The 19,647-nt window shown below is 60.7% G+C and carries 17 protein-coding genes and 1 pseudogene; 1 reads left to right on the top strand and 17 read right to left on the bottom strand.

Annotated elements, in window-relative coordinates:
• Window positions 1–197: 197 nt before the first annotated feature.
• From AB4Z13_RS28925 to AB4Z13_RS28850, 16 genes and pseudogenes are all read right to left on the bottom strand, one after another.
• On the bottom strand, window positions 198–533 hold the full coding sequence (locus AB4Z13_RS28925) for a hypothetical protein (RefSeq protein WP_442207411.1): 336 nt from the start codon (window positions 531–533) through the stop codon (window positions 198–200).
• A gap of 66 nt (window positions 534–599) precedes the next feature.
• Window positions 600–824, bottom strand: a pseudogene (locus AB4Z13_RS28920) (hypothetical protein); the annotation flags it as partial.
• An 84-nt stretch (window positions 825–908) separates the two neighbouring features.
• Complete coding sequence (locus AB4Z13_RS28915) at window positions 909–1,694, bottom strand: SDR family oxidoreductase (protein WP_113321058.1); 786 nt, start codon at window positions 1,692–1,694, stop codon at window positions 909–911.
• Window positions 1,695–1,739: 45 nt separating this feature from the next.
• Window positions 1,740–2,513, bottom strand: a complete 774-nt coding sequence (locus AB4Z13_RS28910; RefSeq protein WP_113321059.1) for a glucose 1-dehydrogenase — start codon at window positions 2,511–2,513, stop codon at window positions 1,740–1,742.
• A 10-nt stretch (window positions 2,514–2,523) separates the two neighbouring features.
• Complete coding sequence (locus tag AB4Z13_RS28905; RefSeq protein WP_442207410.1) at window positions 2,524–3,858, bottom strand: dihydroorotase; 1,335 nt, start codon at window positions 3,856–3,858, stop codon at window positions 2,524–2,526.
• A gap of 16 nt (window positions 3,859–3,874) precedes the next feature.
• Entirely contained in the window at window positions 3,875–5,566 is a 1,692-nt protein-coding gene (locus AB4Z13_RS28900) for a thiamine pyrophosphate-requiring protein (RefSeq protein WP_442207409.1), read from the bottom strand.
• Window positions 5,559–6,467, bottom strand: a complete 909-nt coding sequence (locus tag AB4Z13_RS28895; RefSeq protein ID WP_439018552.1) for an allantoinase PuuE — start codon at window positions 6,465–6,467, stop codon at window positions 5,559–5,561. Before AB4Z13_RS28895 ends, AB4Z13_RS28900 begins: the two co-directional genes overlap by 8 nt.
• Window positions 6,467–7,504, bottom strand: a complete 1,038-nt coding sequence (locus tag AB4Z13_RS28890) for an NAD-dependent epimerase/dehydratase family protein (RefSeq protein WP_439018553.1) — start codon at window positions 7,502–7,504, stop codon at window positions 6,467–6,469. The genes AB4Z13_RS28895 and AB4Z13_RS28890 overlap by 1 nt, the downstream gene beginning before the upstream one ends.
• Before the next feature lie 32 nt (window positions 7,505–7,536).
• Window positions 7,537–8,298: an SDR family NAD(P)-dependent oxidoreductase gene (locus AB4Z13_RS28885; RefSeq protein WP_442207408.1), complete on the bottom strand. Its 762-nt coding sequence runs from the start codon at window positions 8,296–8,298 to the stop codon at window positions 7,537–7,539.
• Window positions 8,295–9,728, bottom strand: coding sequence for a dihydropyrimidinase (gene hydA / locus AB4Z13_RS28880; RefSeq protein ID WP_442207407.1), 1,434 nt, complete (start codon window positions 9,726–9,728; stop codon window positions 8,295–8,297). Before hydA ends, AB4Z13_RS28885 begins: the two co-directional genes overlap by 4 nt.
• Window positions 9,725–10,987, bottom strand: a complete 1,263-nt coding sequence (locus tag AB4Z13_RS28875) for an MFS transporter (protein ID WP_442207406.1) — start codon at window positions 10,985–10,987, stop codon at window positions 9,725–9,727. Before AB4Z13_RS28875 ends, hydA begins: the two co-directional genes overlap by 4 nt.
• Window positions 10,987–13,041 carry a dipeptide ABC transporter ATP-binding protein gene (locus tag AB4Z13_RS28870; RefSeq protein WP_442207405.1) on the bottom strand — a complete coding sequence of 685 codons (2,055 nt, stop codon included), beginning with the start codon at window positions 13,039–13,041 and terminating at the stop codon, window positions 10,987–10,989. The genes AB4Z13_RS28875 and AB4Z13_RS28870 overlap by 1 nt, the downstream gene beginning before the upstream one ends.
• A gap of 32 nt (window positions 13,042–13,073) precedes the next feature.
• A complete protein-coding gene (locus AB4Z13_RS28865; protein ID WP_113321067.1) occupies window positions 13,074–13,949 on the bottom strand; it encodes an ABC transporter permease in 876 nt (291 codons plus the stop codon).
• A 3-nt stretch (window positions 13,950–13,952) separates the two neighbouring features.
• The gene (locus tag AB4Z13_RS28860; protein ID WP_442207404.1) at window positions 13,953–14,966 is read right to left on the bottom strand and encodes an ABC transporter permease; all 1,014 of its coding nucleotides are present in this window, start codon (window positions 14,964–14,966) and stop codon (window positions 13,953–13,955) included.
• Window positions 14,967–15,035: 69 nt separating this feature from the next.
• Window positions 15,036–16,715, bottom strand: a complete 1,680-nt coding sequence (locus AB4Z13_RS28855; RefSeq protein WP_439018560.1) for an ABC transporter substrate-binding protein — start codon at window positions 16,713–16,715, stop codon at window positions 15,036–15,038.
• 184 nt (window positions 16,716–16,899) lie between these two features.
• Window positions 16,900–17,910: a GlxA family transcriptional regulator gene (locus AB4Z13_RS28850; RefSeq protein ID WP_113321070.1), complete on the bottom strand. Its 1,011-nt coding sequence runs from the start codon at window positions 17,908–17,910 to the stop codon at window positions 16,900–16,902.
• Between the two features lie 442 nt (window positions 17,911–18,352).
• On the opposite strand from AB4Z13_RS28850, the gene AB4Z13_RS28845 reads away from it, so the two are divergent.
• Window positions 18,353–18,580, top strand: coding sequence for a hypothetical protein (locus AB4Z13_RS28845; RefSeq protein WP_442207403.1), 228 nt, complete (start codon window positions 18,353–18,355; stop codon window positions 18,578–18,580).
• Between the two features lie 263 nt (window positions 18,581–18,843).
• On the opposite strand, the gene AB4Z13_RS28840 is transcribed toward AB4Z13_RS28845, so the two are convergent.
• A complete protein-coding gene (locus AB4Z13_RS28840) occupies window positions 18,844–19,509 on the bottom strand; it encodes a GntR family transcriptional regulator (protein WP_162747938.1) in 666 nt (221 codons plus the stop codon).
• Between the last annotated feature and the right edge of the window lie 138 nt (window positions 19,510–19,647).

Below are 19,647 nucleotides of genomic sequence, written 5' to 3'. Positions count from 1 at the left end.
AGAATGAAGAGCTGATGGCAAGTATCAAGCTCTGGAGGGGGCTCATGCTTCCTATGGCCGGTCGCGGTGGATGGCGAACTCTGCGTGCGCGGCTACAACGGCGCCACGAGTCATCAGCTCAACAATCGCAGCGACGCCGAAGGCGTCGCTTGTCGCCACGCCTGGTGATGTCTGATGCAATCCACCATTTGCTCAACTCACCCGCAAAGCGAGCTTGCCGACGTAGTGGATGGCAAGGGCCCGGTGGGCATCAAAGACCTGTTCGAACGGGAATGTACTGTACGGGCGACATGGACATCGAACGGGCCAGAGTCAATCAGGCGGTTAAGCTTGCAGGTCGCGTCCTGGCAGCGGGCGCCGTTGTAGCGAATGAGCGTAACGCCGGGCCGGACATTTGGATCGGGCATCACGCCGTAGGGAGAGGCGACCCGACCGCCATCTCGCACTGACGACAGCGCTTGGTCGGCCGTCTCACCGCCGACGGTGACAACGGCAGCGTCGAGGCCGCCAGGAGCGAATTCACGAGCGGCCACCGCCGCGTCGTCCTTGCGCCCATTGACGATGGCGTCGGCACCCAGCCGCAGCGATGCGCCACGCCGTCATCGCCCGAAGCCACCGCGAATACTCGGGCGCCCATTCGTTTTGCGGGTTGGATGGCCATGTGCCCGATACCGCCGCTGGCGCCGAAGATCATTATTGTATCGCCCTACCTTGCGAGCAGTTCGTCCCGTTTTGAGTGATGAGAAGAAGCTTTCCATCGCGGCATTGTCCGAGACATTGCCGGATCGGCTCATCGAGCATGTGATGCCGTGATCGGCCATGAGGGCGGTGGAACTTCTAAAGAACCAGAGACGATCTCCGGCGGGACCATCCGCCGGAGAGTGGACGGTCGGGGCAAGGCCGCCCTCTCACACGCTTGCGATCAGGCCGCCATCGACCCTGATGACAGAACCGGTCAGATAGGAGGATCGCATGCTTGCAATGAAAGCGACCACGTCAGCATATTCCTGAGGGTCTCCATAGCGGCCGACCGGGATCGAGGCGGTGCTTGCGGCCGAGACCTCCTCCACAGGCCTGCCTTCACGCTTGGCCTTTTGCTCATCGAGGAAAGTGATGCGCTGCGTAGCGATACGTCCCGGCAGGACGACATTGACGGTCACGCCATCACGGCCGACTTCACCCGCCAAAGTCTTGGACCAGCCAAGCAGGGACATGCGCAGGGCATTCGAGAGGCCAAGGTTGGGAATGGGCGCGACGACACCCGACGATGTCGAGGTGATGATACGGCCCCACTTCTTTTCACGCATCTTGGGAAGCACGGCGTCGCTGATGGCGATGACCGAGAGAACCATGCTATCGAAATACTTGCGCCAGCTTTCGGCGTTCTGACCGGAAACGAGCGTCGGCGGCGGGCCGCCGGTGATATTGACGAGAACATCCACCTGACCGAACTGCTTATCTATTGCAGCGAGATTGGGCTCGATCACACCGAGATCGGCAAGATCCCATTGAAACGCCATCGCCGATCCGCCGGCCGCCGCGATTGTTGCGACGGTCTTGTCGGCCGCCTCCCTGTTGATATCGGCAACGGCGACGTTCGCGCCCTCCGCGGCTAGCGTCTTGGCGATTGCTCCGCCAAGTCCGCCACCGGCGCCCAATACGAGGGCAGTCTTGCCTTTCAATCCTAGATCCATGGTCTGTTTCCTTTCCGTTATTGTCGAACTTGTGCGACGTCATGATCAGCCCGCCATCCAGCCGCCGTCGACCATCAGGTTGACGCCGGTCATGTAGCTCGCCATGTCGCTGGCGAGGAAAAGTGCGGCATTCGCGACATCGCGCGGCTCGCCGAGCCGCGGCCAGGGCGTGCGACGGCGTGAATAGTCGAGAGCGTCAAGATCGTTGGCGACACCCGGCTTGCCGGTGATGATCTTGCCGGGGGCGATCGCATTGCAAACGATTCCTGCCGCTGCATGGTCGACAGCAATTTGCCGGGTCATCTGGACGATCGCACCCTTGCTGACCCCGTAGGGGAAATCGCCTGGGCAGGCGACCATGCCGTGCTGCGACGAAATGTTGATGATGCGTCCGCGCGTGTCGCCGACCGGCTCCTGCAGTAGGAATTGCTGCGCTGCCCGCTTGCAGCAATAAAAGAAGCCGGTGACATTGACGGCGATCACCCGATCCCATTGTTGCGGCGACGTTTCCAGGAGATCGGTCGAAGTGTAGATCGCGGCATTGTTGACCATGATGTCGAGCCGCCCAAACCCTTTCACCGTCTGTGAGACCAGCGCATCGACGTCAGCCCATCTGGAAATGTCGGCCTTTATGAACATACCCTTTCCGCCTGCCGCCCGGATGCGGGAAAGGGTCGTTTCACCTCCCTCGATCGGATCCTCGGAGACGTCGCCAATCACGACGGTCGCGCCCTCTTGGGCGTAGCGAAGCGCGATCGCGCGACCGAGACCGGAACTCGCTCCGGTGACAATGGCAATTTTCTTCTCGAGCATAGGCATGGGAGTTCCTTTAGTCGGCCCTGCGGACGACCTGGCCGCGATTGGGGATGATGAGCGTTCCGTCTTTGACGATGCGTTCGCCGCGGAGGAAGACATCGGTCAACCGGCCGGCCGCACGCCTGCCATGAAATGGTGTGTAAGCGGCGCGCGAAGCCTGTTCGGCATTGGTGATGACAGCTGATCTGCCCATATCGACAATCAGCATGTCGGCATCACGACCGACGGCGATCGACCCTTTCGAACGTCCAAGCCCGAAGCGGTGGGCGGGATTGTACGCGCAGATCCGCACCAGGTCCGGAAGCCCTATGACCTTTTCCGCCACCAGGCCCAGCATCACCGAAAGCAATGTCTGAAGTCCGGGCATGCCGCCGGGAATATCGGCAAAGGATTCATAGGCCGCCGACTTCTCGGCCGGGCTGTGCGGTGCGTGATCGGTCGCCATGATCGTGATCAGGCCCTCCGAGACCGCATGGCGCAGGGCAGCGACATCGTCATGCGCGCGAAACGGCGGTGATCCCTTCAGCTTGGCACCGTCCGTCTCGTAGTCGTCGGATGTGAAGAACAGGTTCTGCGGCGTCGTTTCGATAGTGACGTCAGCCATGCCCTGAAGGCGGCGCCAGGTTTCGACGCCGAGCTTCGAATTGACCTGGCGAACATGCACTCGCGTACCGCTCTCGGCGGCGGCAAGAACCGCACGCGCGATACCGCCGGCTTCGGCGAGCGGCGGCCTGCTGGCAAGAAACGCCGAAATGCCGCCGCTGCGGTCGCGTGAACTGGTTCCCTCGAGGATCGACTGGTCGCCGGGGGAAACACCGATCACCGTGCCGGTGTCCTTCAACCGGCGCAGCATCTGCGTGACCGCGTCCAGACTGTCGAACCGATAGTCGGCAGGCACATCTGCCGTGAACAGTTCAAGCGAAACCGGCGACAAGGCAAGCAGGTCATCCAGGCTGTCGCAGCTCTTTGAAACCACCGCCTGAAAACCGACGTCGACATTCAGTCGTCCCGCTGCGCTCGCTATCTTGTCGGACAATTGCTGCGCCGAAGCCGTCCAGGGATCGTCCGTCGGCATGTCGAGGATCGTTGTCACGCCGCCGAGAGCGCCGGCATGCGTGCCACTCTCAAAGTCTTCCTTGTGCGTCAGTCCGGGTTCTCGCAGATGCGCATGCGCATCGACGAGCCCCGGCAATAGCTGCTTGCCGCCCGCATCGATGAAATTGCGTGCCATCGCGGTCTCGCCAGGCGCAAGCAGAGCCGCTATCCGTCCATCGAGAATGCCGACATCCGCACGGCCTTGACCGTTTGCATTGACGACCGTGCCGCCAAGGATCATCGTATCGAACACGTCCGCCTCCGCTTTTCTACCACAGACCTGCGAGCCGCGGTTCTTCGTGCGTGACAACCTCGATCAGCGCGGCCTGGCCGGCTGTAACCCTGTCCAGCGCGCGCAACAATGCGGGACGCAGGTTCTCCGGTTCGATCACACATTCGCTGTAGCCACCGAGGGCTTCAGCGATCGGAGCGTAGTTGCCCGTCACCCGATTCGCGCCATATTTCGTGGTGGCAATCGGCATGCTTTTCGCGTAGCCGCCGAGCACGTTGTTGCGCAGCACGACCGTCAGGACTGGCAGATTGCACCGCACGGCGGTTTCGAAGTCGATGCCGACCATTCCGAAGGCGGACTCTCCCATCAGATTGACGACCGTCGCATCGGGACGAGCAAGCTTGGCCCCCATCGCAAAGCCGAGGCCGCTGCCGAGCTGGGTGGTCTTGCCCCAGCCGATGTAGCCGCCGGGCGTGCTTGCCATATAGAACGGGCAGAACTGGTCACGCGGATTACCGGCATCATGCGTCACGATCGAGGTCTTCGGATCGATCGCCTGCATGATCTCCCAGACGACACGGTAGGGCGAGATCGGTGTGCTGTCCGATGTCAGCAGCGGCATCCACTTTTCCAAGAAGGCCGCACGAATGACGGCGATTTCTGCCGCCGGCTGCGGCCGGTCGCCAAGTGGCAGAAATTCCCGGCGGATAAGCGTAATCATCTGCCTGAGGACGGAGGCGGCATCACCGATCACGCCTTGCGAGATCGCATAGTCCTTGCCGAGATCGGCTTCGTCGAGCGTCACCTGCAGGATGGTTTTGTCGTCCGGGACCGGCAGGATGTAATAGGAGCGCGTCAGGCTGCTGCCGAGGGCAAACACGACATCGGCCCTTTCGAGAAAATGGTCGACCGTCGCCGGTCGTGCCCGGCCGGCAGTCCCAAGCGCAAGTGGATGGTCTTCGGGAAAGGCGCTCTTGCCGTTCGGTGTCGTCATGACGGGAACGTTCAACAACTCGGCCAGCTCGACCAGGTCCTGCGTGGCCGATGCGGCGAGAACTCCCTGCCCTGCCAGGATCACCGGGCTCTTGGCCGCAATCAGCGCTTCAACCAGATTGGCCACCTCACCGTCATCGGCCTGCGGCACGCTGCGGCGCGGGCGGCGATGATCGGCCGGACGGGCGTCGAGCGTTTCGGCCAACAAATCGACCGGCAGTTCCAGCAGAACGGGCGCCGGCGGCCCGTTTCTGACACGTGAAATTGCCGCATGCATCAGCTTCGGCAGATCGGCGACCTGCGTTGCCGCTTCGCACCATTTAGTGATGTGGCGGAAGTTGCGACGGGATTCGAAATTCGGGGCGACCGCTTCCGATCCGCGCGGATAACCGGTCGGCAGGAACAGCATCGGCACACGATCATTGAAGGCCTGAGCGATACCGGCAAAGGCGCTTTCGGCTCCCGGACCGTACTGGACGGTGACGACGGCGAGCTCCCTGCCGGCCGTCGCCCGGGCGTAACCTTCGGCAATGTTGACGGCGACCCGCTGCGTACGTGCGATCAGCGGCGGAATATCGAGCGCGGCAGACGCATCAAAAAGCTCGCTTGCCGGAAAGCCGATGATCTGCTTGACGCCTTCCTGCTTCAAGACACCGGCGACATATTCGGCGCCGCTTATCGTTTCCGCCTCTGCTTGACGATGGTCACCCGGCATCGCATGCGCACCGTCAGCCATGATGATCCATCCAGTAACGAGCGATGTCTTCGCGTCGCATGAAGGCAGCGCCCGGGGTCTTCTTGACGTGTTCGATCACGTCCCGAAGCCCCGACGCCCGATTGGGCTGGCCCATCCAGCGCGCATGCACGCCGATCGTCAGCATGCGCCCCCCGATCTCGTCGGCTTCGCCAATCATGTAGTCGATGGCAGAACGGCAATCCTCGGCAAAATCGCGCGGATTGCTGTAGCCGGGCGCAATCAGATAACGGCTGTCGTTCAGTGTCTTCGAATAGGGAACGACGAGAAGGCGCGTGCCTTCGTGATCGAGAAAATAGGGAAGATCGTCGTTGCAGGGATCGGAATAATAGAGAAAGCCACCTTCCCTGACGATCAGATCTCGGGTGTTGACGCTTGGAAAGGATCGGCAGTTCCAGCCCATCGGCCGCTTGCCGGTCAATTTTTGATAGAGGGCGATGGCTTCGTGAAGCTGTTGCTCCTCCTCATCGCGCGGCATGATGGAATATTCACTCCAGCGCAGGCCGTGGCCGAGCAGGTCATGGCCGCGGGCATTCATCCAATCAATGACGGCAGGGTTTTTCTCGAGCGCAACGGCGCAGGCCGAGACGGTTACCGGAATATCGTAGCGGTCGAACAGGCGTGATAGGCGCCAGACGCCGGCACGACTGCCATATTCAAAATGCGTTTCGGTGCCGAGGTCGCGCAGCGGCGGGCTGTTTGGGATATTGTATTCGCCCCAATTGTCGTTTCGCCCGTCCTCGAGCCAGGAATATTCGGCGCCCTCCTCGTAGTTCAGGACAAGGTTGATCGCGAGCTTGACCCCACCTGGCCAAGTCATGACAGGAGGCTTCGGGCCGTAACCGACAAAGTCGCGCGATTGATCTTTTGCCATGGCGCTCATCACTTTCCCTCGTTCTGATTTTCGTTGTCGATAATCCAGTCCATGTAATCGTGGAACGATTGCCTTGCGCCGCGCGGCTGCCAGCCGGTGTCGCGCGCGATGCGGGCAATGTCGTAGGCTCCCCACATGCCGTCTTTGAGTGAGACGTCCTGAATGATGTTGGCAGTTTCCCCCGGGCTCAAATCGACCTGCAGGTCCGGAGCCCGCTCCTTCGCCCAGGCGATGATGTCGCCGATCGTCGAGGTCTCGCCGCTGCCGATATTGTAGTGCCGGTAACGCAGGCGTTCTGCGAGGATCAGCGCGATGATCGCATCGGCGACATCGGTCGAGGTGATGTAGTCGCCGACAGGCTCCAGGCTGTTTGGCCGGATGGTCTCGCCAGCAAGCGCCATGTGGGCTACCCGGTTCGGCACGTGCCGGAAATTGCGGCTGCCGGTGACCCGGTCCATCGGCCCATAAACCGACGCAAGCCGAACGGAGGCCGCCGACAGATCGAACAGATCTGCGTAGCGGTTGACGACCATCTCGGCTGCAAATTTGGAGATCCCGTAAAGCGTCAGCGGCGCGACATAGCCATCTTCAGGAAGCGGCTCACCCGTCCAATCCGGCCCGTGGTGACGGTAGACGGAGCCCGAACTGACGAAGACGAGGCGTTGAATGCCGGGGCGTTCCCTCAACCATTCGAGAATGTGCACGGTGCCCATGAAATTGACATCGACGATCCTGGCAGGATCGTCAGCTTCGGGCTGGCGCTTTGCTTCTGCGGCACTGCCACGCGAGATTGGAGTGACAGTCGCGCCATGGACCACGTAACGGATATCGTGACTGTCGAGCGCTGCCTCCCACTGGCCGGGATCACAGATGTCAGCCGTGATAACAGTGAGCCGATCGCGGACCGGTGCAAAATAGCGCTCAGCCATGTCATCCAGGCCGGCGCGGTCAAGAATGACGACACGCGCCCTGGCATCACGATCGAGCCACGTCCGGGCAAGGACACTCATGACAAAGCCGGTTCCACCGGTGACAAGTAGGGTCATTTCAAATCCATCCAAAGATTTCGCGACATGCATCAGCGCGTGGCATAGCCACCATCGGCCAGGAGGTCGGTTCCGGTGACGAACGAAGCGTCCGACGACAGCAGGAAGGCGGCAGCAGCGGCAATTTCATCGGGCTTTGCGATACGACCGAGCAAATGCGCAGGTCCGAGTCCGGCATTGGCCGCCTCAAGATCCGGCCAACGCTGCAGCAGCCTTGGCGTGGCAACAGCGCCCGGCGACAGGCTGTTGACGCGGATGCCATCGACCGCATGATCGGTTGCCATGGCCTTGGCGAGATGCACGAGACCGGCCTTTGCTGCGCAGTAGGCGACAGCCCTGCCGGTCGCCACATGCGCAAACTGCGATGCGATGAAGACGACCGATCCGCCGCCGCCTGCAATCATTGCCGCAAGCGCATGCTTGCTGGCCAGGAAGGCGCCCGTCAGGATGACGTCGATCTCGAGGCGCCATTGCTGTTCGTCAAGATCGACGACCGTGCCACCCATCGAGGGTGCTGCGGCGTTGTGCACGAGCCCGTCCAGGCGTCCGAACCGTCTCACACCACTATCCACCGCGCGCCTGACCGACGCATTATCAGTCACGTCGCACTGGATGGCGAAAGCCTGAGGGCCAAGGGACTGGGCGAGCGCAGTGACGCTATCGAGCGATTGATCCGCACAGATCACCGAGGCGTTTTCATCGATGCAGCGGCGCGCAATCGCCGCGCCGATACCGCTCGCAGCACCGGTCAGAAAGATCACCTTGCCATCAAGGCGTGACATCGCCGCCGTCATGATGCAAGCACCTTCGAAAGACCTTGCTGCGGTGGGAACGGCCGGTGACGGGCAACGAACTGGCCCCGTCCCGGCTCGGCCATGATCTTTCCGTCGTCCCAGACGATGTCGCCCCGTGAGATCGTCATGATGGGCCAGCCCTTCACGACCTGGCCTTCATAGGGCGTGTAGTCCGTCGCATGATGCAGCAGCGAATTGGTGATTGTGACGCTGCGATCCGGATCCCAAATCGCGATATCGGCGTCGGCACCAACTGCAATCCGTCCCTTGCGGGGATGGAGACCAAAGAGCCGCGCCGGGGCGCCGGCGGTCAGATCCGCGAATTTCTGCAGCGAGATCAGGCCACCGTTCACACCAGCGGAAAACAGCAAAGCGAGCCGCGTTTCGATACCGGGAATGCCATTGGGAATGCGATGGAACGGGGTTCCCGGCCCACCCGCGATCTTGTCGGCATAGTGCCAGGGCGAGTGATCGGACGTGAAGACCTCAAGCGTTCCATCCAGGATGCCGCCCCAGATTGCCGGCTGGTTGGACTTGTCGCGCGGCGGCGGCGTGCAGACGCATTTGGAGCCGGACAGGTCGTGCGTATCGATGTCATCGGCCGAGAGGAAGAGATATTGCGGGCAGGTCTCGGCATAGATCGGAAGCCCTCTCGCCTTGGCGCGGCGAATCTCCTCGACGGCCCCGCCGGCGGCAACATGGCTGACGAGGATCGGGGTCTCGATCAGTTCCGAAAGGCTGATCGCCCTAAAGGTCGCTTCACGGTCACCGATCGCCGAATGGGCCTTCTCGTGATAGCGCAGGTCGGTCTTGCGCGCAGCGATGAACTTTTCGGTCAGCCAGCGAATGCAGGCATCATTTTCGGCATGGACCATGACCATCGCACCCTGCGCACGGGCAAGGTCGAGGACGTTCAACACCTCGTAGTCATCGAGTTTCAGCCCGTCATAGGTGAGGTAAATCTTGATCGACGTGCAGCCTTCGGCGATCAGGCCGGGAATTTCGTCGCGCAATACTTCGGCTGAGGGATCACCGACGATCAGGTGAAAGCCATAGTCGATCCGCGCCTTTGGACAGGCCCGCTTGTGATAATCCTCGACGATATCGCGCAACGACTGGCCGCGCATCTGCATGGCGAAAGGCACGACGGTGGTCGTCCCGCCGCACATCGCAGACAGCGTGCCGGTGTTGAAGTCGTCGGCCGTCGTTTTGCCTTCCCATGGCTGTTGATCCATGTGGCAATGGCTGTCGACCCCACCTGGCAAGACCAGACGACCTTCTGCTGCGACTTCATTTCTTCCCTCGGGCAGATCCGGCTCCAGCGCGGCAATCACGCCATCGCGAATGCCGATATCGATCTGCCTGGTCGCGTCCGGAAGCACCACGCGGCCACCACGGATCACGAGGTCATAAGGCTTGGCGCATGTCATTCGCATCCTCCCGAAACGAGGCAAGGCTTGGCCGCGCCGATCGGACGGCGGACAAGATTGAAGCAGGCGGCGGCAGCAACCAGAAAGGCTCCGCCGCCGAGGAGAAGGAAGAGAGCCTGCGGTGCGAATTGTTCCATCAATTGCGCGGCAAGCCCCGGTGTCATGATGTTGCCGATCGAATAGAGGAGCAGCAGGCTGCCCGACGCGGAAACCATGTGCCGACTATCGAGCTGCGCGTTGGCATAGGCGATTGCGACCGGGTAGATCGTCAGCGCGACTGAGCCATAGACAAAGAACAGGCCGTAGAGCAGCGCCTGGGGCCGCATTCCGGGCCAGGCGATTGCAGCACATAGACCCGCTGCCGCCAGTCCCTGCAGGAGCAACAGAACGCGCCGGTCCATGCGATCCGACAACCATCCGATCGGCGCCTGGGCGAGCATCCCGCCCAGGCTGAAAGCCGTCACCAGCGTCACCGCAACGGCAGCGTCGAGGTTCACCCGCTCCGCATAGATCGGCGTCATCGTATAGACGTTCATGTTGGTCATGCCCGACTGAAAGACGCAGACGACAGTGACTGGCGCGAGAGCGGCGAGCCGCCAGATGCCAAACCGGCTCCCGGAGTGGACGTTGCTGGCATCGACCGTCACTGCCAGCGGCAGTCGCAAGGTGGGCCAGGGGCCACCGACAAAGCGGGCATAAACCAACCCGAACAGGATGACCGCAAGCACAAGCTGAAAGAGATGAGGAGATTTCGGTCCGGCCGCCTCGATCAGCAATTGCGCAAACAATGTCGCAAGCGAGGTCATCAGCATATAGAGGGAAAAATATGTCCCGCGATTCTTCTGATCGGCATAAAGGTTGATCCAGCTTTCGGACACGACGAACAGCGCCGCGATCGAAAAGCCGTTTATCAAACGCAGGCAGAACCAGACCGGGGCGGATTCCGTCACCATATAGCCGCCGGCGCCGAACGCGGCGAGCAATGAGACGATCTGGAAGGCACGCTCATGTCCAAAACGGACGACAAGGAAACGGGCCGACAGGCAGCCGCCAAGAAAGCCTATGGGAAATGCTGTCAGCAGCAACTGGACCACGTGCGGATCGATTGCGGGATCGCTCAGATGAAGCGAAACCGTGGTCGTTAGAAGAGAATTTCCAGTCGCAACGATGCAGATACTCGCCAACACGTGCAGGATTGCACGCAGACCGGCGGCTTTCCGCCAGAAATCACCAATCAACCTGTCGGGATCGCGCATCATTATGCCTGTTTGACGGGAACAAGAATGGATGGCCGGGCGGCGAGGTCCGCCTGATCGATATGGCAGAGAATCTCGTGCGTGCCGGTCATCTTGCGCAGCGGCGGCGGTACGGTGTCGCAGATGCTGCCGAGCTTGCGGTGGCATCGCGTCGAAAAGCGGCAACCGGCGGGTACGTTGACAGGGCTTGGCGTTTCACCCGACAGGCGAATACGCTCGCGCGGCGTTTCGTCGGGATGCGGGCTGCGGATCGCCGACAGCAGCGCCTCGGTATAAGGATGGGCGCCTTCTCCGAAGACTTCCTCGACGGTTCCCTGCTCCATGATCTTGCCGAGATACATGACGACGACCTTGTCGGCGACATGGCGGACCAGCGCCAGGTCGTGGCTGATGAACAGCATCGTGGCGTGCTTTTCCCGCTGAATGTCGAGAAGAAGCGTCACGACCGCTGCCTGCACCGAGACGTCGAGAGCTGAAACCGGTTCGTCGGCGACGATCAGCGAAGGTTCGGCAGCAAAGGCGCGGGCGATGGCGATACGCTGCTTCTGGCCGCCGGAAAGCTGGTTCGGCTTTCGATCTGCAACGGCTGGAGACAACCGCACCATTTCCAGGAGCTCGCGGACGCGCTGCTCGATCTCGGCCTTTCCTTTTCGGATACCGAATTTCTTGATCGAACGACGAATGGAGAAGGCAGCCGAATGCGAAGGGTTGAGCGTACTGTCGGGGTTCTGGAAGATCATCTGGACCTGCTGCAACAGCGCACGTGGGCGCTCGCTCGCCTGCAGTTCGGCAATATTTTCGCCGGCCATGCGGATTTTTCCCGACGTCGCCTTGTCGAGACCCGTCACGATGCGCGCGAGCGTCGATTTTCCGCAGCCGGACTCACCGACCAGCGCGACGATCTCGGCTGTTGCCGCTTCGAATGTGACCGCTTCATTCGCCTTGACCGTCTTCTGGTGGCCGACAGGATAGAGACGGTTGACGTCGGCTAGCGAAATGGCCGTCGTTTTTTTGGTATCATACGCCTCGACATGCGCCCCGCTTGCGGTCGCAGCCGGAATGTCCGGCCAGCGAACACAACGCACAAGATGGTCCTCGCCCGCCGGCTCCAGAACAAGCCCGGGGCGGTCACAGAGGCCTGCCACGAAACTTGAACAGCGTGGCCCGAAGAGACAGCCCTGCGGCCGTTCCTGCGGTAGCGGGATCGAGCCCGGAATCGCGGCAAGTGTGCGGCTTCTCTTGTCGCCGGTGATATCGGGAATGCAGTCGATGAGACCGCGCGTATAGGGGTGTTTCGGCCGGCGGAACACTTCACCTGTCGTTCCCTCTTCGACCATCTTGCCGGAATACATGATGCCGAGACGATCGCAGCTTTCCGCGATCAGACCGAGATTGTGCGAGATGAACAAGAGGCTCGTCGAATAACGTTGACGCAATTCGGCAATCAGATCGATGACCGCAGCCTCGACCGTCACGTCGAGGCCTGTCGTCGGTTCATCGAGCAGCAGCAGGGACGGTTTGGCGAGCAATGCCATGGCGATGACGACACGTTGCTGCTGGCCACCTGATAGCTGATGCGGATATCGCCGCATCATGTCGCGGGCATCCGGCAGGCGAACGTCGGCAAGCATCGCCTCCGCCATCGCCATCGCGTCCTTCTTGCTGGCGCCCATGTGAAGCAGCGGCACTTCGGCAAGCTGCGCGCCAATCGTCTTGACCGGATTAAGCGCACTCATCGGATCCTGGTAGACCATGGCGATCTGCCGCCCGCGGATGGAGCGCAACTCCCTGGCCGAAGCATCGACCAGTTGCTTGCCATTGAAGCGGATGCTGCCGCCGGCAATCACACCGGTATTGCCGAGATAGCCCATGATCGCCATGGCCGTCGTGCTTTTGCCGCAGCCTGACTCCCCGACGAGCCCGTAACTTTCGCCGGGCATGACCCTGAACGAGAGGTCAGGGATCGCAACGACCGTTTCGTTCTTGCCGCGAAATTCGATGCGCAGGTTTTCAATGTCGAGAACAGGTTCACGATCGATCGATGGCGTGGTGGACATGGCCGCTCCTTGAGGATTGGACGCGATGATGTTCATGGCTTCCATGCCTCCCGCATACCGTCGGCGAGGAGATTGAAGCCGAGAACCAGGCTGACGAGCGCGAAGGACGGGATCAGCGACATGTGCGGCCAGACATTCAAGACAGTGACGCTCTCCTTGACCATGCCGCCCCAATCGGGGTTCGGTGGCGGCAGGCCGAGGCCGAGGAAACCGAGAATGCCGATGGTGATGATCGTGTAGCCGATGCGCAGGCAGGCATCGACGATCAGGAGACTGCGGCAGTTCGGCAGCAGCTCGACAATCATGATGTAGAACGTGCTTTCTGCCCGCAGCTTCGCCGCGGAGACGTATTCCTGCTGCTTTAGGCCGAGGACCAGGCCGCGCGTGATCCGGCCAATGCCCGGCGCCGAGGCGATCATCGTCGCGATGACAATATTCAGGACCGACGGTCCGATATTGGCGATCAGGATGACGTAGATGACGAGAACCGGAAAGGCCAGGATGATGTCGGAGAAACGGCTGATCAGCACATCGATCCAGCCACCATAATAGCCGGCAACCATGCCCATGGTGATACCGACGATCATGGCAACCGCCACCGACAATGGCGCGACGGATAGTACCGTGCGGGCGCCAAAGATCAGCCGTGACAGCATGTCGCGACCGAGGATATCGGTACCCAGCCAGTGGGCCGCGGACGGATAGGGGTTGCTCATTGCCATGACATCGGAATCCGTCGGCGATGGCAGCGGCAGGATGGGGGCGAGAAGGGCGGCAAGTACCCAGAAGAGAACCAGGCAAAGCCCGACGACGGCTGTGCGCGAATGGAAAATGCGCATCCAGTTGGGTCGCGCTACGCGTTTTGACGGTACGCCAACGACGCCGACGATATTGTCTTGAACAGCCATGATTTACCTCACCCGGATACGTGGATCGAGCAGCATGTAGCCAAGGTCGCCGAGCAGCTGCGTAATGACGGCGATGGCGACCGTGATCAGCGTGGCGGCTTCAAGCGTTGCGATATCGCCGAACAGACTTGCGTCGAGGATCAGGCGGCCGAAGCCCGGATAGGCAAAGACGAGTTCGGTCACGACGACGCCGCTGATCAGGAAGTTGATTTGCAGCAGGAGCACGGTGAACGGTGCGATCATCGCATTGCGCAGCGCGTGGCCGAGGACCATGCGGCGCGTGCTCATGCCCTTGAGGATTGCCGTTCGGATATAGGGCCGCTCCATCACGCCGATCATCGAGACGCGGATCATGCGGGCGACATAGCCAAAGTCGTAGATGACCAGCACGGCAACGGGCAGTATGAACTGGTAGGGCACTGCCCAGCCGCCATCGCTATTGAGAGGGCTCGTGCCTGGCAGGATCGGCCAGAGGATCACGAAAAGCGTCACTAGGAAGACCCCGGACGCAAATTCCGGAATGGAAGTGAAAGTGATACAGATGACCGACAATGTCCGGTCGAGCACGCCGCCCTCCTTCAGCCCCGACAGGATGCCGAAGATGATCGACAGCGGCACGATCAAGAGGAACGCCAGGCCGGCGAGGATAGCGGTATTGCCGAGGCGATCCCAGATGACGTCGTTGACGGGCAGCTTGTTCAGCGTCGAATAGCCGAAATTGCCAAAATACTGGGCACCGCGCGGATCCTTGAAATTCAGTCCGGTGGCAGGATCCTGGAGGGGGTCGGGAATTGCGCCGACGAGCACGCCCAGCCAGCGGCCATAGCGCACCAGCAGCCGATCATTGGCCTTCAGCTTCTGCGACAAAAGGTCGACCTGCTGCTGGGTGGCGAAGGGACCGAGCGACTTGCGTGCCACGCTGCCGGGAGTGAATTCGCAGACGGCGAAGACGAGGAACGAGGCACAGAGCATCGTCACCATCATCATCACCAGACGCTTGAAAAGGAAGTTCGCCATAGCCGGGAATCCCGAATATCGGGGCGTAGCACCCGGCCGCGTAAAGGCGGCCGGGCACCAGCCGGGAGGTTAGGCCGAGATCGCGTATTGATGCGCGAAGATATATTGCGAAGGATGAAGCTCGAAGCCCTTGACCTTCTTGTCCATGACTGTCGAGAAGACACGCCAGAAGGGTTGAACGATCGGTCCGTCGTCCTGCATGATCGCTTCGATCTTTGCCATGACCTTGCTGCGCTCCTTCGGATCGAGGATGCCTTCGGCTTCCGTCAGCAGCTTGTCGAAATCCGGATTGGAATAGTTGGATTCGTTCCAGGCGGCATTCGAACGGTAGGCAAGTGACAGCGTCATGATTGCCAGCGGCCGGTGGCCCCAGGCTGTCAGGCTGAACGGCGACGTCGTCCAGACTTCCCAATATTGCGCACTCGGCAGCGACTTGATGTTGACCTTCACACCGATGTCCTTGAATTGTTCGGCCAGGACTTGCGCCGTGTTGAGCTCCCAGATCGGATCGGGGCGCGTGGTCATGTCGAATTCGAAACCGTCAGGATAGCCTGCGTCAGCCAGGAGCTTCTTGGCCTTCTCGATATCTCGGGGATATTTCGGCAGGGCCGCATATTCGGGATGTGACGGCGCGACGTGATGATCCTCGGCGGGAATGCCGGCACCGAGAAGCGCGGTCTGGATAACCTTGTCGCGGTCGATCGCATAGCGCATCGCCTGGCGCACGCGCTTGTCCTTGAACTGCTCGATATCCGGATGCATGCGGGCAACGACCGTTTGCGTCGTCTCGACCTGGTAGACGGCGACATGCGGGAAATTCTTCATCGCATTGATCTGGACCGCATCGGCTTCCGACAGGCCATCGACCTGCTTGGAGGCCATGGCGGCGATGCCGGCGCCCGGGTTGTCGCCGAGGTCGACATATTCGAACGTGTCGAGATAGGGGCCCGTGCCCCAATAGTCGGTCCTGGCCTTGTACTTGGCACCCTTGCCGACGACGTATTCGGTGATGACAAAGGGACCGGTGCCGTTTGCATCGGCCCCGAAGGCACCGTTTTCCTCCGGATCGAGGATGAACATCGGGTAGTGATAGAGGTGCTCGGGCACGGCGATCTGCGGCGAGGAGCAGTTGAGACGGACGGTGTGATCGTCGACCTTCTCGATGGCGTTGTCGGCCCAGAGCTTGCTCGACTTCTTTGGATTGCCCTTCTCGTCCTTTTCACCGGTTTCGTATTCCTCGACGAGATAGCCGGTGAAAAGCCCGAGCATCGACGAACCGATCGCCGGATCGCAGACGCGCTTCAGGTTCCAGACGACGTCGTCTGCCGTCAATGGCTTGCCCTTGCGCCACTTGACGTCCTTGCGCACATGCAGCGTCCATGTCTTCAGGTCGTCGCTGACGTCCCATTTCTCGAGAAGATAGGGATGGGTGATATTATTGCGGTCCGTGAGCGTGAGATATTCGCAGACCTGACGGATGACGTTCGACTTCTCGGCGAAGTCTGCCAGATGCGGATCCTTGATCTCCATGCAGCGCATGCCGATGCGCAGATTTCCGCCTTTCGGCAAATCGTCCGCCTGAGCAACATCGCCGGGCATCGTTACACCGGCCAGAGAATAGGCAGCGGCCGCCGAAACACCGAGCAGTGTTGCCTTTCGAAGGAATTCGCGGCGGCCGATCGCGCCGCTCGACATCTGTTCGACCAGGGTCGGAATATAGGAATGTTGAGACTTATCCACGGTAGTCATCTCCTAGTTAGCGCTTTAACTGTTCCGATTTTATGGGTTGGACCGATCGGCTAACCTTTGCCGGCAAGCCGCGGTCGCAGCGGGCTTTTTGCCCGTCGCCCGTCCGTCTTCATAAAAATTAAAACGGGATGAACCTCGGTGACATGCAGTGATCCGACATCTTCTCTGCGTCGATCGACATTGTTCATGCGGTTGACATCCCCCGTCGTTTCTCGGCGTTTCTGGTGGCAGCAGGGCTCTCGCGAAATCGCGTGCGATACGAGCGACCGAAATGGGAGGCCGATTGATAACCGCAGATTTCAGCGATCTGTCCGATCGCCAATTCCGTGTAGACCAGCAGTTCTCTTGCTCGCGCCATGCGCAGCTCGATGTAGAAATGACTGGGACTTTTTCCGAGGTTGGCGTGGAACAGCCGTTCGAGCTGCCGCAGCGAAAGCGCGACGCTGTCGGCGAGATCTGAAATCTCGACTGGATCGCCGAGACTTGCCTCCATGCGGCGCACCACGAATGCAAGCTTGGCATTCCTGATGCCGAAACGATCTTCTGGCGACATGCGCTGGACGTCATCCTGGCGCCTGATCCTCGCATGGTTGAACTGGTCTGAAATGAGCGCGGCGAGCTCCCTGCCTTCCACAGCGGAAATAAGGTAGAGCATCATGTCGAGCGTGACCGTACCGCCCGAAGAGGTCAGGAAGCGTCCGTCGATCGCGAAAATATCGTCCGTGGCGAGGCAGTTCGGAAACTCGCTGCGAAAGCTTGCAAGCGATTCCCAATGAACTGCACAACGTCGTCCCTCCAGCAACCGCGCCTTTGCCAGGAAGAACACTGCCGTACTGACGGCGCCCAGCACGCATCCTTCTGAATGGATGCGTCTCAACCACGCAAAGACATTGGCATCATAGGCATCGGCATAATTGATCCCGGCACAAAGTATGACGATATCGCAACGGGGCGCCTGCCCTATTGCCGTATCGGCATCGAAGCCCAAACCGCTGCTGGACTTCACATGGCTGCCATCGGCCGAGAGAATGAGCCACTCGAAGGCCTTTCGCTTGGCCAGACGATTGCCCTGCCGCAGCGAGTCGAGCGCGGCGGCGAACGTCATCAGGGGGAAGTCCGGCACCAGGAAAAAGCCGATCCGGATCGGCCGATCACCCTGTGCCAATTGCTTCAGCGTATAGGTCTGCTCCATCATGGGGCGAGCTCCAAACATCCGCTTGCCCTGCTTTTGCCGGTCTGCAGCAGCCACGGGCTTTGGCGGGCAACCAAAAGCAGATACCGACGATCTTGTCTCACCGCATGGTCAATCGGTTTTCCGTCACATCGTAGCCGGTGACCGGCTCGGCGGGCAGTCTTGCGTCATGACGCAGGATTGGCCTCGCGAGACGGCCGTCTTCGGCCGCCCCGTCGAGCACCATTCCCTTAAGGGGGGGTGTAATCCAGTTGGTCGTGCAGTGTCCCGGCGCTGATCCGCGCACGTATTTCGTCATCGCGGATCACGATGTCGGCGTCGGTATTCAGCGTGGAAATCCCCATGCAATCCCGCTGGTATCCCACTAAGATACCGTAGCAAGAGCTGGTTGATTGAGTCAATCGGCAAATTGGCGAAGGGCCGCTCACGAATTGGGAAGAGGACGATGAAAAGGCGCATGGGCGCGGAGGCCAGTCGGATATCGGAACTCAGCGACGATCAGATACTCTCGCTGATCGAGACTCGTGAGCTGCGCTCGGGGACGCTGCTGGAGACCGCACGCCGAACGGTTCCTGGCGGTTACCGAACGTGCGTGAAGGATTTTGCGCAGCTGACCCAGTTTCGCCCTAACGTCGAAAGCGAGGCCGCCTGTCTCGACCTCATTGAACCTTGACGACGAACCGCATGTGTTGATTGCGAAATCTGCGCCAATCGATGGCTCGAGCAGCGGTGCCGATGGTGCGCACGCTGCTGCATATGTGCAAGGTCGAAACTTCCTCGGCGTTTTAGCCAGGCCCGTTGAGAGCAGCTTTGCATCCTCGGCGCCATGCAAGCAAACGATGCCGATCTTGCCAGACAGAACACGCGCAATCAGCTCGATCGGGGCAGGCTCGGATTTCTCAAGCCTGCTGACCAAGGGCCAGCGGCCTTGATGCCTCAATCCGAAAAGAGCCAACGCATGAAGCGTTCGCGAACGCGGTCTATATGGTCGGCCATTGCCTGGCGCGCCTCGTCCGGTTTCTTGTCAGCCACCGCCTGCAGGACGGCGATGTGCTCGCGCGCTTGCTGCTCGAAATTCCTCTCCATGCGCACGACATGGGCCATGCGCGCCTTGTCGCGCAGATTGCGGATATACTGCGCAAGCATGGGCTTGCCGCTGGCATCGGCGATGAACAGATGAAAGTCGTCGTCATATTCCCAGAAAGAATCGAATTCCAGACTCGGATCCGCGACGATCGCCCGGCTCTTTTCCAGTATGGCATCGACGCTGCCGGGGCTACTGCGATTGGCAGCCTGGGCGGCGGCTTCGCCCTCGAGTAGACGGCGGATCACCAGGATCTCCATCAACTCTTCGACCGCCACCTGCCGGATGACGATGCTGCCGTTCGACAGGCGCGACACGAGGCCCTCGCCCACAAGCCGGTTGATGGCGGCCCGCAGCGGCGTTCGCGACGCCTTGATCTGCTCTGCAAGCTTGCGTTCCGTAAACACATCGCCGGGACCGAGTTCGCGCGCCAGAATCAGGCTCCTTAAGTACTGATAGGCTTGCTCCGAGATTTTCGTCTGATCTTTTCCCGTGGTGATGGTTGCTTCGTCCGCCACATTCAATCCTTGAGAGTTTTCCCGCCGGCCTCCCTCTTAGACGATGAGAGGACGCCAAGCAATCCCAGCGGGGTCCCGCTGGTTTGTTCGTCGTGCCAAGTGCGGGATTTGCGCTTTACAAACCCATTTTTGTCGCTA

The organism is Rhizobium sp. YAF28 (assembly GCF_052113285.1).
In the GTDB taxonomy this organism is placed as follows: domain Bacteria; phylum Pseudomonadota; class Alphaproteobacteria; order Rhizobiales; family Rhizobiaceae; genus Rhizobium.
Note: the sequence above shows the minus strand (reverse complement) of the source record. Positions and strands in the feature narration are given on the sequence as shown.